A 16,245-nucleotide genomic window follows, 5' to 3' on the forward strand; every position below is an offset into this window, starting at 1 on the left:
CGCTAAAGCAGCTCAATCTTTGGATGCTCGGCTCTAAACTCGTTTGTATGCGAATCGCTAGCATACCCAAGCGCAAATCCAGTTAAAAGCTCCATGTTTTCTGGAACGTCAAACTCCGCGTTTAGCGGATCTCGCCAGGTCGCCAAAACTCCAAGCGGACAAGAGTCAACGCCTAAATCTTTAGCAGCAAGAAACAGCGTTTGTAGCATAAGACCTGCATCCATTGCAGCAAATGGCATAAAGTCGCGTCTAGCTAAAACAAAGCCAATAACGGGTGCTCCAAAAGCTTCGAAATTTCTGCGCGTATGGGCGTTCCTGGCTGCAAAATCGTGCCTTTCGATTCCTAAATGCGAATATAACGCTAGACCGAGTTTAGCGCTTCGCTGTTTTAGATCGTCGGGGTACGGCTTTGCAACAGGAACGTCGCCATTAGGCGCTGACTCTTGAGCAAACTGAGCGCGCTCAGATTCGCTCAAACTCTTATCTTTGGCTTTAAGCATTGCATTGCACTTATCTAAATAAGCTTTTACAATGCGATCTTTTTTGCCACCTTGCGCAATCGCAAGCGCGTAAGCTCTTGTGTCGCTCCAGCTTGGCGCAAGAGAAGCAGTGTGCAATATTGACTCTAAAACGTTTTGCTCAATCGGCTTGTTTAAAAAGTCGCGTGCAGAAAACCGCTCCGATGCAAGTTGGCCAAAATCTTTGTAAGTCATACTATCAGTTTACCAGAAACCGAATGGGTCAAAAATGCCACCATCGTCGGAATCGTCGTCTCCGCCTCGAGGGAGCTGATCCAAAGGATCATCATCTCCATCTGAAGAATCGCCTCCATTGTTGTTCTGGCTCTTCTTATCGGAAGAATCAGGCTTTTTACTTCCGCGCTTCCTCAAGGATCGAGGGTCTTGACGAGTTGCGCCATTAACAGCAGCTTCTTCTTGGTTAAACTTGACTGTTAGATTGACAGTTCCGTTACCACGAACAACTGTTATTGTTGCCTTATCTCCCAAAGCGGTAGCGCGCACAAATCCCAAAAGCGAATAATTGCTTGTCACAGGCTTTCCATTAAACGCCACGATTGTATCTCCAGCACGCATTCCGCCTTTTGCTGCAGGAGCGCCAGGAGTTACAGACGCCACTTGAGCGCCGCCGCGCGTAATGTTATTTTGCGTTACGTTCACGCTTTTAACCATAATTCCAAGAGCAACGTGCTTTACAGAACCATTCTTAATAATCTCGTTTACTACGCGCTTAACAAGATTGGATGGAATAGCAAATCCAATTCCAATAGACCCTGCTGTGCCACCTCTAGCAGAAGTTGCGGCAATAGAAGAATTAATACCGATTACTTTTCCAGCAGCATCAAAAGTTGGTCCGCCAGAATTACCAGGATTGATTGCAGCGTCAATTTGCACAGCATTTGTTACAATTTCCGAACGACTCTGATCATCCATAACGGAAACTGGGCGATTAAGCGCGGAAACAATGCCTGTTGTAGCAGTATCGTCGTAACCAAGAGGATTTCCAATTGCCATCACAGGTTCTCCAACAGCAAGCGCATCAGAATTAGCAAACTCAACTGGCTTTACGTTACTTGGTAAACCGTCTACTTTAAGCACAGCCAAATCGGTAGTTTTATCGGTTCCAACAAGCTTTGCCTTGTAAATCTGGCCATTAGATAGCGTTACTTGCAACTGTTGCATTCCAGCAATAACGTGATTGTTTGTAACAACATGACCTTGCTTGTCGATTATTGCCCCAGAGCCTTTGCTCATATTCTTGTCATTGCGCGCCTGAATAGACACAACGCCGCCAGAAACGTTTTTAGCAACCGAACGCCAATCTGGAGATTGACCACCTTTTACTACTGCTGTGCCTTTTGAAGATGATTGTGTGCCTACATCTGCAAGCGTTCCCGAACCTGGAATAGAAATTAGTCCTTGAGTAATAGCGAATGACATTACAACAACGCATACCACTGCAGAAATAATTGACGACACAATCGCCACTGTTATATTTGAGTTTTCTCTGGACTCTTTTCTAGCGCCACGCTTTTTGTACACTACATGTGGACCTTGATTTGGATTCTGATTTGGATTCTGATTTGAACCCTGATTTACGACCTGTACTTCGCCATGAACTGCATCATCCTGATTATCGCCAGCATCGCCATCAGCAGCATCGCCATCAGCAGCATCATCACTCAAATCATAAGGATTCCCAAACCTAGAATTTTTAATATTGCTGCTATAAGGATCAGCATAAGGCAAGAACGGATTATCCAAATTGTCATCCGAACGCACATAATCTCCGTTAACTGTGTTTCTTGACGATTCTTCACCATCATTAGCAGAAGAGTCGCCAGCAACCGAAGAGTTTGCAGAATTATTTTCATCGCTTCCGTCACCAGTATTAACAGGACCATATGCACCATATTCTGGAGCAGGACGATAAATCTGAGGCTCATCCTGACCAGTCTGCTTAGCATTCTCCGTCTGCGACTGTCCTTGTGAAGACTGCTCAGATTGCACATCACTAGAATCATAGGCCTTAGAATCATAAATATCGTCAGCCATTAATCCTCCTTAAATCTTTTAACACAACATACTCTAATCTGACTACACGCATTCATACAAGTTAATATGCGATTTTTACGCGATTTAATCTCTCTACACTCAAATAAAGCGTAAGTTAAAATCTAAGATTTAATTTTCTTACAATACGAGTTAACCGTTTTGCTCTTAAAATTACCTGAATATTTAGCCATATAATACCGTATAAATACCATATAGTTACCGTATGAATACCGTAAAATTAGCTAGCGGTTTTTATAGAAAATACATAAACACGTAGAATTTAACGAACGGTTGCTGGCGACTTTTCCGCGCACAATGCCGCAACTTATGAGCATATCGTCATACCTTCTAATAGAGTAAAAGGTATGACTAATCTTATTGAACAGCCACGCGGAGCAGAGCCTGGTAAACCAGGAGATCGCAGAGAATTCTCGTTTGTAACGAAAACGCGTTTAGAAAATACGGCGGACGGCAAGGGGCGTGACGGCGCACGATACGGACGTACAGGCGTGATTCACACGCCTCATGGAGATATTCACACGCCTGCTTTTGTGCCTGTTGCAACTCAAGCCGCAATGAAAGCAGTGCTGCCAGAGTCAATAAAAGATTTGGGTGGCCAATGCATGCTTTCTAACGCATTCCACTTATATGAGCGTCCTGGCGAAGACATTCTAGACGAAGCTGGCGGGCTTGCAAAGTTTATGAACTGGAATGGTCCAACTTTTACGGATTCTGGCGGCTTCCAGGTGCTTTCGCTTGGAGCGGGATTTAAGAAAACTCTTGCAATGGACGTTACTGGAATGAAATCCGACGACGTTATTGCAGAAGGCAAAGAGCGTATGGCATTCGTTGACGAAGATGGCGTTACTTTTAAGTCGCCGCTCAACGGCTCAACTCACCGATTCAGTGCGGAAATCTCAATGGGTATTCAGCATAAGCTTGGCGCTGATATTATGTTTGCTTTCGATGAGCTTACAACTCTTATGAACACTCGCCGTTATCAAGAGGAGTCTGTTGAGCGCACTTTCCGCTGGGCTAAGCGTTGTGTTGCTGAACACAAGCGATTAACCGAGGCGCGATTGGGAAAGCCATATCAAGCGTTGTATGGAGTAGTTCAAGGTGCGAATTACGAAGATTTGCGTAGGCATGCAGCAGAGCAGATTGCTTCACTTGACTTTGACGGCGTTGGAATCGGCGGCGCAATTGAAAAGCGCATTATTGGGGATACTTGCGCTTGGATTTGCGACGCTATGCCAGAAAATCGCCCTCGCCATGTGCTTGGAATTGCTGCTGTAGACGACATTTTTGCTTGCGTAGAAAACGGCGGCGATACTTTTGATTGTGTGGCTCCTGCACGATGCGGACGAAACGGCGCGATTTTTACTCGCCACGGACGATATAACGTGAAGCGCGCCGAATTTAAGCACGATCAGGGTCCGCTTGAAGCTGGATGCGATTGCTACACTTGCACGCATTATTCGCGCATGTATGTAAATCATTTGCTACGCGCTAAAGAGATGAACGGATACACGCTTGCCACTATTCACAACGAGCGATTCTTTATTAAACTTCTAGACGATATTCGTGCATCGATTGACGGCGGATATTTTGAAAACTTCCGCGATGAATCGCTTGCGCACTACTACGAAAATGGCTCGCGTGGATAATTTGCTTGGTGTTGCGCGCTCCTTGCTTGGTATTGCGCGAGGTTTGAGTATTTCTCTCCTCGCAAGTGACGCGCTCCTTTACGGGGGTCTTATGAACGTTAATATTCCAAGGCCTCAGTATGGCGCTATTTATTGCTCGTAGAGAAATACATCAAACCTTCTGGATATCTAGAACTTTTGCGTGTTTTTCATCACCGAGATTCTCGATTTTTCTTGCTCTCTCGGCGAGTCACCACCTTCGGCGCTGAGGCTCACCTCGCTCGCGGCGAAAAATCTCGAATCTCTACCGTACGTGATGCAGTCAGCGAGAGCGATTTTTCCGCTTTTTGTAGCTCTAAACGGCGTGTCTAACAACAAAAAGCGGGAATAGTTTACGCATTACGCAGCTCGAAATCGTCTATTCGTAAGGGAATTACGTGCTTTAGTGCTTATGCAGTCTATTGAGCAAAATAGACTGAATTGGCTCATAATGGTCGTTTACAGCCTGCCTATACCCATCTGCGTCTCCCGCAATAGCTGTTTTAAGCATAAGCTCGTGCGCTCTAGCTGTCTTTTCAAGTTCGTCCGAAACTTCCAATCCCAATTGTGGCAAAACCGCCATATGCACAAGCCACAAGCATCGCACGAATTGCTCTGCAATCGTATTGTTTACCGCGTGCAAAATACCAGTGTGGAAAGCAATGTCTTGTTCTAGGAACGTTTTTCCAGCGTGCGCCTCTTTAGCCATTATTTCCGAAAGCGTTTCCAGCTCTGGCTGCTGCGTTCCTTTAAGTGACTCAACCACCTTATCCGCGCACCCAAGGTCTAGGAATTTTCGCATTTCTACAACATCGCTTAAATCTTCAAAATTCTTATTTATTGAGATTAAAGAGCGGAATGCAAGTGTTTCCACCATTGGGTCAAGCGATAATGAGCCAACGAACATGCCTTTTCCTTGCTTAACTTCCACAATATTAAGCGCTTCAAGCTTACGAATTGCCTCGCGCACCGAAGATCTTGATGCGCCAATCAAGTTACAAAGCATTGGTTCTGTTGGTAGCATGTCTTTTGGCTGCAAGCGTTCTCTTAATATGAGCGACCTGATCGCATCCATTGTTTCATCGCAGCGTTTTCTAGCTGTGATTGGAGCGGAGTTTGAGTTTGAGCTTGCCTGTAAGAAAGATAAACGATCTAGTGTTGTCATCTCGTCGTCTTCATGGCTGCTAAATGTCTCTTCCATGTTGGCTCCTTTCAGTTCGCGTAAGGCTTCCTTCTTCTAAATCTTTCATTTTTTCACTTGTGTTTATTTTATTTTTTATACAATCTAAATCTGTATTGTTTAAACTTTTTGCATTGCTTTTAAAACCTATTTGTAAATTATCCTGCTTCCAAAGATTGGAATCTATTGCTGTTATATAGATTCCAGTAGTCTCTCTTTCCCACAGTAGTTGCAAAGTTCGTTTATTGCTAGAGCTAAGGCATTGATAAACGTGATGGAATGGGTTTATGCACACGTTTTTTGCCCACGTTTGCCCACCGTCGTAGCTGAATCGCACAACTCCGCGGCCGCGATAGGGCATCATTTGGCTCGCGTTTGCAAAGGCTATGCAATCTGCATTTTCGCTGTTAAAACAGGTTGTGCTCGGCTGGCTGAATATTTCTGGCAAACTTGTGTCAAAAATCAGCTCGCTCCACGTTTCTCCGCAATCATGACTAATGGCTTTGCCTACACATCCCGAGCGATTTTGATTTCGGAAGAAAGCTAAAATATCGCCATTTTTGCGTTCAACAAACACAGTTTCGGAGCTTGTGGCATCGTCGTCTTGCATTGTTATAGGATCTACGATTTTTCCGTTGATTAATCGTCCTTCGTTAATCATTTTGCCTCGGCGCCATGTTTTGCCGTCGTCATCCGAAATAAGCGCTCCCGAAGAATAGTGTGATTTGCTTTGAGCGCTGCAATAGAATGGCACGAGTATTCTGCCGTAATGTTTTTCGCTTTGTCTAATAACAATTCCATTCCCTGGGCATACTCCAGCGAAGCTCATCCATGGCTCTTTAACCATGTGATCGATTAGACGTGGCGCGCTCCACGTTTTGCCGTCGTCATCCGAGTAGATTTGCGCTATATAACACGTTTTTTCGGCGAATAATGGCTGACTTTCGCTTGCAATTTCTTGCGATTTCCATATGTTCCACGTGGAACTGTCGCAAGTTTGATTATTGCTTAAAGTGCTGTTCAAGTTACGATTCAAATCACCATTCAAATCATCACTCAAATCGCTATTTTTTATACTTCCGTCTGGGAAAACTAGCCACTTTGTTAAGCATTCTTTTTCGCTAGAATCGCATGGCAGTTTTACGGCCGCGCTCCCATCCATTAATGCTGCGTAGTGTCTGCCAAAGCGATCTTCCAGCTTGATTCTTCCGCATTCGTCCACGCCTACAGCGGTTTTGCAATTTGTTAACCCAATTCCGCCAGGATTAAGATCTATTAATACGTTAATTCTTTCGCTTTTTCCCGCTGGATCTAAAATAGGGCAGGAGTCGATTGCGCTCGCGCCCAGTTTTCCAAGGTTTTTGCCAGGCATGTTGATTACTGTTTGCAAAGGACCCCACGTTTTTCCGCCATCTGTGGATCTGCGAATTACAAAGTTTATGTGGTTTGGGGCGTCGTTTGAAACGCTTGTTCGCTGATCGGCTCCTGCAATTAGCGTTCCCATGCGCGTTTTTACAAGAGATGGTATTCTGTAGCTGCGAGATTCTGCATATCCCGTGTCAAATAATGCTGTTGTTACAAGTGGCTTTACTTTCGATATTCTTTGGATTTGTCCTTCGGTGAGCGCGCTAAAGTAAATTCCTCCCGTTCTGGCTTCGCCCATTAATCGCACTCCGCGCAAGTCTTCGCCAATGCTTACGGCGTTTAATCCCGTTATGTTTGCAAACCAGAATTGTCCTATGTTGTGCGACTCGCTGTAACCGTCTACGCAAATGTCTGTTGCTCCGCGATTTGCGCGAATAATCAAGTCGTGCCATTCGCCGTCGTCAACGCTTGCGGCTGCTTCGATTACGCTTTTTACGCCTGTTTCGTCGTCGATTAGCGTGATTTTTATACCTTCTTGCCCTGCATACACGCTTATTTTTTCGCTAAATTCTTGTTTAGTTTTTGTTCCAGCAGCAAAAAGCACTCCGTGCTGACCTGGTCCGCGCAATCTGAATTGAATGTGCAGAGTTCCGCTCGTTTTGCAAGATACGCGTTTTATGTCTCTTGCACAAATAGTAGGTCCTGCAAACCATATGTCTGGCTGTGCCTGAGTGGACGAATTTGCAATTTCTCCTGGATTTGGCAAGTGACTTGAGTAATAAAAATCATAGATTTGCGAAGATTTTTTCGTTGCTGCACACGCCTCAGCCGCTTTTGCACTCACTCTTTGCGGCCCAAGATTAGTCGCGCTTGCAAAGCATTGGTATCCGTCTAAATAGAATCGGCTTCCAAAACTTCCGTACGTTATTGCAAAATCGTGTTCGCGCCCGTTGCTTATGTTTAAGGCGTCTTCCATGTGTAGCACAATTTCTTTCGCGCCGTTTGCGTCTGCGATATCTTCTAAAAGATTTTGTGCACTAAGCAGTGGAGCGTCTTCTTTAATACTTATTTTTATTATTGGAGTTGTGTGCTCTTGTTGTGCAGAAGCTTCCGACTTTTGCGCGGGCTTAATATCTAATAAATCACAATCCGCATTTGCTACAAATTTAAATCCTATTATTCCTTCGTTTTGATTTATTCCTTCGTTTTTATCTTTACGATTGAGGCATGATGCGTTTTCGCTAGATGGTGTAATTTTTATTGTGGCATGGCTGAATCGCGTATGCTTCGAACCCTCGATATCCGCGATATCTTCAATAAGGCTCGTCGTCTTCGTTGAACGGCGTTCCATCTTTAGTCCTCCATGACCAGAAAAATTAAAACCACTATGTTTTAACACGTCTGACGTCTTACGACATCTACTTATTTAGTCTATCACATATTTTTATGCAAACGCGCAACTGCTGTAAGATGATGTCACAAAATAAAAAAGAACGTTGAAAAATCAACGTTCTTAAAGAGTGCGAACGGCGGGACTTGAACCCGCATGAGCATACACTCACTGCCACCTGAAGACAGCGCGTCTACCATTCCGCCACGTTCGCATACAGAGCACAAATCTACCATATTTGCAGCCGTTTAGCAAATATTGACACTTGTGTGTTGTTTACGAATTATCCGCAATTGATTAGATAACGCTGCCAGGTTAGGTAGAGATTCGAGATTTTTCGCACTGAATGAGATGAACCTCAGCGCCGAAGGTGGTGATTCATCGAATGAAGAAGAAAAATCGAGAATCTCGGTGATAAAAGACACGCAAAAGTTCTAGACATTCAGAAGGTTTGATGTATTTCTATACGAGCAATAAAAGAGGAGCGTAGCGACGGGACTTGCGAGGAGAGAAATACTCAAACCTCGCGCAACACAAAGTAAGGAAAATCGTTAGCGTGGATTAGCCGCGCTCACGCAGGAATACGCAAGAGTTACATAGCTTGGTGTGCATAAGATGAAAGAACCGCCCCCAAACGAGAGCGGTTCTTTCATCTTCAATGGTGATGCCTGAGTACATTGACATCACTTTAATCGCAACGATACGATTTCCGTTACGAAATTTTATGGCCGTCACACCAAACGTGCTCAACTGCCAAAGTCCCTGGATTTAGCAAAAGCAAATCGGCAGCGTATCCTTTTTCAACCAAGCCCAAAGGAGCGCTAGTTATAGCATTCGGCTTATCCACTCCAAGCGCACGTGCAGGAATAAGAGTTGCAGCCGCAATCGCTGCTGGCAAACCAATGCCAAGTTCTTTAACAGCGCGCTTAACTGCCACTTCCAAGATCAGGGTAGATCCTGCAATAGCTCCATTAGAAACAAGCCTTGCGTGACCGTCTGTAACCGTAACGTCTAGAGCACCAAGCTTGTAATTTCCATCTGCGCATCCTGTTGCAGCCATAGCATCCGTCACAAACGCAATGCGATTAGGAGCAGCATCAAAAGCCATTCGCAAAACTGGGTTTTCAACGTGGAAACCATCGTTAATAAGCTCAATAGTTACGCGTGAATCCTCCAAAGCAGCAGGAATTGGACCTGGCTTACGGTGATGAATGCCGTTCATAGCGTTAAACATGTGAGTCATAAGCGTAGAGCCAGCGTTAAAAGCTGCGCGAGCTGTTCGATAATCCGCATCGCAATGCCCCACTGCCGGAATCACGCCAGCTTCTACAAAACGCTTAATCGCCTCCATGCCGTGTTCTCGCTCAGGAGCCAAAGTAATCTGGCGCAAAGTGCCATCTGCTGCCTCGAGCAATGCTTCAACGCGCTCAGGAGTAGGATCCACTAAGCAATTAGGGTCGTGAGCGCCTTTTCGAGACAATGCCAAGAACGGACCCTCTAAATGCGACCCAAGCACATCTGGGCGCGTTTGCATAACACGCTTAACAGTACGCAAATTCTGCTGCATTACGTCAAGAGGGTTTGTAATCAAGCTAAGAACTTGTCTAGTTGTTCCGTGAAGCATGTGATACGCGCGCGCTATAGCAATACCTTCGGCACCATCGTCAAACGAATGCTCCCAGGCTCCGTGAGCGTGCAGATCAATATACCCTGGCGTAGCAAAACAGCCACGCCCATCCACAACACTTAAATCAGATGCGCTTAAGCCGCGAGTTCTAATAGCTAAAGCAAGGTCTTCATCTAAAATGCCAGTCTCTAGAATTACGCCGTCACTAACCAAAATCCACGAATTAGGTACAATTCCTCGAGCATCCACAACACTTACGTTGCGCACTACAAAATTGCGCCCCTCGTTTGATTTTAGTGAATCATCAATCTTCTTTACGGCATCTAAATACACATCTTTTGACATTTCATTCACCTATGCTTGTGCTTATTTGATATCTTATTATCTTAAATTTATTATCTTAAATTTTAGACTTGTGTATCAGATCCCCTGCCAAGATGGCTTATTTGCATACACCCAGCGATAGTAGTCAGCAAGCTTAAGTTTGCTTGCAGCAGCCTCATCTATAATCACTGTTGCATGAGGATGCATTTGAAGCGCAGAAGCTGGGCATAGCGAGCTTACTCCACCTTCTACTGTTGCAGCTACAGCATCTGCCTTATTTTCACCAAACGCAAGAAGCACAAGATGACGTGCGCGCAAAATCGTTCCAATTCCTTGTGTTATGCAGTGAGTTGGAACTTGGTTAATATCACCGTCAAAGAATCTGCGGTTGTCTACGCGAGTCTGTTCGGTTAGTGTTTTAACGCGAGTGCCAGATGCAAGAGAAGATCCTGGCTCGTTGAATCCTACGTGACCGTCGGAGCCGATTCCCAAGATTTGCACGTCAATCCCACCAGCGGCAGCAATAGCAGCGTCGTAGTCTGCTCCAGCGTGCGCAATCTTATCACCTTCGCTTAATGGCGCTCCATTAAGAACATCTCCTGGAACATGAACTAAATCTGGGTTTAGTCCTATTAAATCTGTTACAGTTCTGCGGATTGTGCTGTGGTAAGACTGTTCGTGCTCTAATGGCAATCCAATATATTCGTCAAGCGCAAATCCACGCACGCGACTTACGTCAACATTCTTGTCTTTTACAAGCTTTGCAAGATGCTCGTAGGCTTTTAATGGGCTTGATCCTGTTGCCAATCCTAGTACTGCGTCTGGCTTGCGACTAATCAAATCTACAACAGATTCGGCGTATAGCTCGCCTGCCTCATCCTGATCTTTTACAATAATAACTTCAGCCATCTTTAGCTTCTCCTTTAAAGCTTTGGTGATTTGATTCTGCAAATACTCCAAGCAAATATTAGCATTGCGGCATACGTTTTAAGCGTACGCCGCAATACCATTTATTTACTATGCACCATGAATAAACGATTTTGTTTAAATTATTTGCTTAAATTATCTGATAAAAATACTCACTTAGTAGAAGCGCTTACTTCTTCTGGGGTCTTTGCCAAAGTCAAGCCAACTTCCTTAAGAACGCGAGCCACGGCTTCAACGTTTTCTCCCTTAAGTGGGCAGACTGGATCTGGCATCTGATTTGTGTCAAACACACCAAGCAACGCCATTGCGGTCTTAAATGCTCCAACGCCAGCACCGAAGCCTGCCACTCCGCTAGGAACAGTAACGATTCGCATCAAAGCAGCAAGCCAATCCTGCTCCTTCTTAACCGTTGCCCAATCGCCAGCCTGAGCAGCCTTCCACATGCGCACGTATCCAGTGGCCTCAACGTTTGCAAGTCCTGGAACAGAACCGTCTGCGCCAGCCATGTATGCGCCGTCAACAACAACCTCTTGACCCGTAAGCAAAGTCAATGGGTGGCCAGCCTTATTGTTGTCGTCTACAAGGAACCTGAACGAAACGTCATCGTTGGAAGAATCCTTAACGCCTGCAAGTACGCCATCTTTACCAAGCTTTACAAGCAAAGCGCCTGGAAGCTTTGTGTGTACGCAAACTGGAATATCGTAAGCGAACAGTGGCAAATCTGGAACAGCTTCGTGAATAAGACGGAAGTGGCGCTCAACTTCTGCCATGCCGCCGAGTGCGTAGAATGGCGCTGTTGCAACGATTGCAGCCGCTCCAAGCTCCTTAGCTTCCTTTGCATGCTCAATAACGCGGTTTGTTTCCGTATCGATGCACCCAACCAACACTGGCACGCGGCCGTCAACAATGCGCATTACGGTTTCAATGATTTCGCGACGGCGCTTATCTGTGCTAAACGCAACTTCGCCAGAAGATCCAAGCGTAAACAAGCCGTCTACGCCTGCTTCAATCATTCGGTTAAGCGAACGCTCAAAGCTAACAACGTCTACTTCGCCGTCTGCCGTTAATGGCGTAACTACTGGTGGAATAACGCCGTGGAATTTTTCTGCCATGATTAAACTTCTTTCGTATTTTTTATGACTTTTTATGATTTATGACTTATGATTTATGACTTTAGATTTTGGAATTAATGGGCGGCCTGCATGGATTTACTGCAAGGTCTTAACAGACCGCCCGCGCATTTAAGCTAGCAACTAGCGACTAGCACCTGCTTGCGCTACTTGCACTCTTCTTCCGTTGGATGCAAAAGCGAAGGCGCCGCGCCCATCAAAATCTTTGTGTACTCATCTTGCGGATTGTTAATCACTTGGTGAGTTTCGCCGCGTTCAACAATCGTTCCGTGATTCATAACAACAACTTCGTCGGATATGTATCGGATTGTTTGAATATCGTGGCTAATAAACACCATTGAAAGATTCAGCTTCTTCTTTAAGTCGGAAAGAAGATTCAAAATCTGAGCACGCACAGAAACATCCAAAGCGGAAGTTGGCTCATCTGCGATTATTACATCTGGGTTAAGCGAAAGTGCACGAGCGATTGCCACGCGCTGACGCTGACCGCCAGAAAGCTGACCTGGCAAAGCGCCAAGAACAGAATGAGGCAAACCAACCATTCGGATTAACTCCTTGGCTCTAGCATCGCGCTCAGCTTTGCTTCCAATCTTGTGCACAACAAGCGGATCAATCAACTGGTCAATCACACTCATGCGCGCATTCAAAGCCATTGCTGGATCCTGGAACACAACGGAAACCACGCGTCCAATATCCATACGCTCTTTTGCAGTTCTATGCGTAACGTCTTGACCTTTGAACAAAACCTTGCCGCTTGTAACTTGCTGAAGGCCGCACATAATGTTTGCAGTAGTAGACTTTCCGCAACCAGATTCGCCAACAATACCAATCGTCTTGCCTGGCATAAGCTTAAGATTTACCTTGTTTACGGCTGTAATCTTGTTCTTATGGAATAAGCCAGATCCTGCTCGAGTAGTGAACACCACTTCGGCGTCGCGCAACTCGATGATTGGAACATCGCCATTTTCGCTTTGATTTTTGTTTGCGTCATTAACATTCATGTTCATCGCACATCTCCTTTATCGGAGTTGGTCAAAATTGCGGAAGGTGCATCCGTTTCAGGCTCTGGAGGCGCAGCGTAGAAGTGCCATGTTCCTGGAATACGCTTCATTATTGGGCGCACATCAAGTCCTTGATCTGGATGAGAAGAACGCGGTGCGAATCGATCTCCCTTAGGGAAGTCGGATGGGCTTGGAACAGTTCCTGGAACCTGATGCAATCTTGGAGCGCCAGCCTCAATGGAGGTTACGGAGCCAAGCAAGCCGCGCGTGTACTCGTGATGCGGATCGGTGAGGATTTCCTTGGTGGAGCCTTGCTCAACAACCTGACCTGCGTACATTACGGTAATCGAGTGCGCAACCTTTGCTACAAGAGCCAAATCGTGGCTTACAAACACCATTGCGAATCCAAGCTTTTCGCGCAATTCGTTAAGAAGGTCAATTACCTGCTTTTGAACAGTAACGTCCAAAGCGGTTGTTGGCTCATCTGCGATTATCAACTTTGGATCTCGCGTAAGTGCCATTGCGATCAACACACGCTGACGCTGGCCACCAGAAAGCTCGTGTGGGTAGGATTCAAGCGTGCGCTTTGGATCCAAGCCTACAAGCTCCAGCAACTCTTCGGCGCTGCGAGTGCCACCTCTAGAAGTTAGCTGCTTCATTTGCGCTTTAATAAGCATTGATGGGTTTAAGGAAGACAACGCGTCTTGGTAAACCATTGCGATTTCGTGTCCGCGCAAAGCATTGTGCTCCTTTGGGCTAAGCTTTACAAGATCCTTGCCATTAAAGAGGATTTGTCCACTAATCTTAGCTTTTGGATCAAGCAAGCCCATAATCGCAAGCGAAGTGATTGACTTACCGCAACCAGATTCACCAACCAAGCCCATTGTTTCGCCTGGGCGAACAGAGAAGCTCAAGTGATCCACAACGTTTACACTGCCGTAGCGTGGGAACTGAATGCACAAGTCTTTAACTTCAATAACTGGAGGCTCAGTAGACGTTGGCTGCAAGCGATCCGTACGCTTTAACTCGGCCTCGCGAAGCTTTGCCAAAGACTCAACCAAAGCGTCGTGCTGCTCCTTGTAAGCTGCCACTGGATCGGTGAGAATCCTATCTTCCTTGCGAGCTGCATCCGCATCTGCAGCAGTCTTAGCTACTGGAGCGGTTGGAGCTGCAACCATTGCATCCGTAATGCCCTCAGAAAGAATGTTGAGGCACAAAACGGTAATCATGATTGCTAAGCCTGGGAACAATGCCTGCCACCAGTATCCGAAGATAACGCCTGCCTTAGCAGAAGACAAAATGTTGCCCCATGTTGGCGTTGGCTCTGGAATACCAGCGTTGATGAAGCTAAGAGAAGCTTCGAACACGATTGCGTCTGCCACAGAAAGGGTTGTGAACACCATAACTGGAGCTGCAATATTACGAGTTACATGCTTGAGCAAAATCCAAGGTGCGCGAGCGCCAGAAACAATTACTGCACGCACATAATCTTTTCCATATTCGCTTATAATGTTTGCGCGCACAATTCTTGCGATTTGTGGAACGTAAAGCACGCCGATGGAAATGATTATACCAATCATGGATTGTCCAAGAATTGCAAGGCACACAGCCGCTAATGCGATTCCTGGGATTGACATTACTATATCAATCAGTCGCATTATAAGCTCAGATATCCAAGTGCGGCTTACAGCTGCGATTGCGCCGATTATTGAGCCCATTACCAAAGCAAAGATAACAGACGACAAACCGATTACGAGCGAGTAGCGTGCGCCGTACATAACGCGCGAGAACACGTCTCTACCAAGGTTATCTGTACCGAACCAGTGCGCTCCTGTTGGAGGCTGATAGTTTTGCGTAATCTTTACTGGGTCGCATGGAGCTAGGAATCGCGCGAATACTGCGCAGAATGCCAGTATTGCAATCACAATAAGCGATATTTTAGACCCTAAGCTCATGCTTTTAAATCTGTTAAATTTGATGCCTGGCTTAGATGCGGCATCTACTACCTGATTCTTTCCGAATAGCATGTCACACCGTCCTAATTCTTGGGTTGATTAACACGTAAAGCAAATCAACAATAATGTTTATGAAGATGAATGCAATTGCAACAACCAAAACAACACCTTGAACAAGCATTGGTTGGTTGCCATTAATGCCGTCGAACATTGCAGTGCCCATTCCTGGGAGTGCAAAAATAACTTCGATAACGATTGCACCACCCATGAGGTAACCGATCTTCATACCAAGAGTCGTGATTGGTGTAATCAGAGCGTTGCGGAACACGTTTCTAGCAACCACCACACTCTTTGGAATACCTGCGCCAATTGCGGTTCGCACATAATCCTTATCCAATTCTTCTACCATCGAGGTTCGTATGATTCGCGTAAGCTGACCTGCTACTGGAAGACCTAATGCGAAGCAAGGCATCGCCATTCTAGCGATGTAAGCTTCTGGATCCTCAAAGAACGGCACAAAATCGCCAGATCCTGGGAGCCATGCAAGCTTGATTTGCAAGACGTAAATCAAAAGCACACCGAGCCAGAAGGATGGAGTTGCGATTGCAATAATCGAAAGCACGCGGACTGTTTGGTCAACCCAAGTGTCGCGGTAAAGAGCTGCAAAAACGCCGAAGATTACTGCAAAGATTATTGCTATCAACAAACCAATGAAGGTTAGCTGCAAGGTGATTGGGAAGGCATCTGCCACTCTCTGAGCTACAGAATCCTTGTTTACACCGTAAACACCCATGTTTCCTTGGAACAGTCCAACTATGTAAGACCCAAACTGCTCCCACCACGGACGATCGTAACCCATTTCATGGCGGAATGCGGCAAGTGCTGCTGGCGATGAGTTTTCACCTAATGCTGCAACTGCTGGATCATATTTTGAAAATGACATAAGGAAGAATACGAGGAACGTAACACCGAATGCCATGAATGGCAGTGCGATTAATCGCCTACCTAAAAGTCTAAGAAAATTACTCATAAGACATCCACACATCCATTGAAGAAATTTGTTATTAAGGCATAACAAAACCGGCCCA

11 protein-coding genes and 1 tRNA gene are annotated in these 16,245 nt (G+C 45.6%); 1 reads left to right on the forward strand and 11 read right to left on the reverse strand.

Going from position 1 to position 16,245, the window contains the following annotated elements; genetic code table 11:
- Window positions 1-2: 2 nt before the first annotated feature.
- Both ABVC65_RS01770 and ABVC65_RS01775 read right to left on the reverse strand, forming a co-directional pair.
- A complete protein-coding gene (locus ABVC65_RS01770; RefSeq protein WP_353582460.1) occupies window positions 3-713 on the reverse strand; it encodes a nitroreductase family protein in 711 nt (236 codons plus the stop codon).
- Between the two features lie 9 nt (window positions 714-722).
- Window positions 723-2,573, reverse strand: a complete 1,851-nt coding sequence (locus tag ABVC65_RS01775) for a S1C family serine protease (RefSeq protein ID WP_353582461.1) — start codon at window positions 2,571-2,573, stop codon at window positions 723-725.
- A gap of 365 nt (window positions 2,574-2,938) precedes the next feature.
- Here ABVC65_RS01775 and tgt point away from each other — a divergent pair, with 365 nt between their 5' ends.
- Entirely contained in the window at window positions 2,939-4,240 is a 1,302-nt protein-coding gene (gene tgt / locus ABVC65_RS01780; protein WP_353582462.1) for a tRNA guanosine(34) transglycosylase Tgt, read from the forward strand.
- A 421-nt stretch (window positions 4,241-4,661) separates the two neighbouring features.
- Here tgt and ABVC65_RS01785 read toward each other — a convergent pair whose 3' ends face one another.
- From ABVC65_RS01785 to ABVC65_RS01825, 9 genes are all read right to left on the reverse strand, one after another.
- Window positions 4,662-5,459, reverse strand: coding sequence for a FadR/GntR family transcriptional regulator (locus tag ABVC65_RS01785; RefSeq protein ID WP_353582463.1), 798 nt, complete (start codon window positions 5,457-5,459; stop codon window positions 4,662-4,664).
- Window positions 5,443-8,154, reverse strand: a complete 2,712-nt coding sequence (locus ABVC65_RS01790) for a sialidase family protein (RefSeq protein WP_353582464.1) — start codon at window positions 8,152-8,154, stop codon at window positions 5,443-5,445. The genes ABVC65_RS01785 and ABVC65_RS01790 overlap by 17 nt, the downstream gene beginning before the upstream one ends.
- Before the next feature lie 170 nt (window positions 8,155-8,324).
- Window positions 8,325-8,407 (reverse strand) — tRNA-Leu (locus ABVC65_RS01795).
- 498 nt (window positions 8,408-8,905) lie between these two features.
- Window positions 8,906-10,165, reverse strand: a complete 1,260-nt coding sequence (gene nagA / locus ABVC65_RS01800; protein WP_353582465.1) for an N-acetylglucosamine-6-phosphate deacetylase — start codon at window positions 10,163-10,165, stop codon at window positions 8,906-8,908.
- Window positions 10,166-10,240: 75 nt separating this feature from the next.
- Window positions 10,241-11,053, reverse strand: a complete 813-nt coding sequence (gene nagB, locus ABVC65_RS01805) for a glucosamine-6-phosphate deaminase (protein WP_004116530.1) — start codon at window positions 11,051-11,053, stop codon at window positions 10,241-10,243.
- A gap of 170 nt (window positions 11,054-11,223) precedes the next feature.
- Entirely contained in the window at window positions 11,224-12,183 is a 960-nt protein-coding gene (locus tag ABVC65_RS01810; protein WP_014554271.1) for a dihydrodipicolinate synthase family protein, read from the reverse strand.
- 164 nt (window positions 12,184-12,347) lie between these two features.
- A complete protein-coding gene (locus ABVC65_RS01815; RefSeq protein ID WP_353582466.1) occupies window positions 12,348-13,208 on the reverse strand; it encodes an ABC transporter ATP-binding protein in 861 nt (286 codons plus the stop codon).
- On the reverse strand, window positions 13,205-15,229 hold the full coding sequence (locus tag ABVC65_RS01820) for a dipeptide/oligopeptide/nickel ABC transporter permease/ATP-binding protein (RefSeq protein ID WP_353582467.1): 2,025 nt from the start codon (window positions 15,227-15,229) through the stop codon (window positions 13,205-13,207). The genes ABVC65_RS01815 and ABVC65_RS01820 overlap by 4 nt, the downstream gene beginning before the upstream one ends.
- A 1-nt stretch (window position 15,230) precedes the next feature.
- Window positions 15,231-16,136 (reverse strand): ABC transporter permease, encoded by a 906-nt coding sequence (locus ABVC65_RS01825; RefSeq protein WP_004113928.1) that lies wholly within the window; start codon window positions 16,134-16,136, stop codon window positions 15,231-15,233.
- Between the last annotated feature and the right edge of the window lie 109 nt (window positions 16,137-16,245).

This window comes from Gardnerella vaginalis, assembly GCF_040427915.1.
GTDB lineage: Bacteria > Actinomycetota > Actinomycetes > Actinomycetales > Bifidobacteriaceae > Bifidobacterium > Bifidobacterium vaginale_C.

Bases quoted from the DNA above. Each gene is read 5' to 3' on its own strand.
- ABVC65_RS01770 (WP_353582460.1), bottom strand. From the start codon at position 713: ATGACTTACAAAGATTTTGGCCAACTTGCATCGGAGCGGTTTTCTGCA.
- ABVC65_RS01775 (WP_353582461.1), bottom strand. From the start codon at position 2,573: ATGGCTGACGATATTTATGATTCTAAGGCCTATGATTCTAGTGATGTG.
- tgt (WP_353582462.1), top strand. From the start codon at position 2,939: ATGACTAATCTTATTGAACAGCCACGCGGAGCAGAGCCTGGTAAACCA.
- ABVC65_RS01785 (WP_353582463.1), bottom strand. From the start codon at position 5,459: ATGGAAGAGACATTTAGCAGCCATGAAGACGACGAGATGACAACACTA.
- ABVC65_RS01790 (WP_353582464.1), bottom strand. From the start codon at position 8,154: ATGGAACGCCGTTCAACGAAGACGACGAGCCTTATTGAAGATATCGCG.
- nagA (WP_353582465.1), bottom strand. From the start codon at position 10,165: ATGTCAAAAGATGTGTATTTAGATGCCGTAAAGAAGATTGATGATTCA.
- nagB (WP_004116530.1), bottom strand. From the start codon at position 11,053: ATGGCTGAAGTTATTATTGTAAAAGATCAGGATGAGGCAGGCGAGCTA.
- ABVC65_RS01810 (WP_014554271.1), bottom strand. From the start codon at position 12,183: ATGGCAGAAAAATTCCACGGCGTTATTCCACCAGTAGTTACGCCATTA.
- ABVC65_RS01815 (WP_353582466.1), bottom strand. From the start codon at position 13,208: ATGAACATGAATGTTAATGACGCAAACAAAAATCAAAGCGAAAATGGC.
- ABVC65_RS01820 (WP_353582467.1), bottom strand. From the start codon at position 15,229: ATGCTATTCGGAAAGAATCAGGTAGTAGATGCCGCATCTAAGCCAGGC.
- ABVC65_RS01825 (WP_004113928.1), bottom strand. From the start codon at position 16,136: ATGGCATTCGGTGTTACGTTCCTCGTATTCTTCCTTATGTCATTTTCA.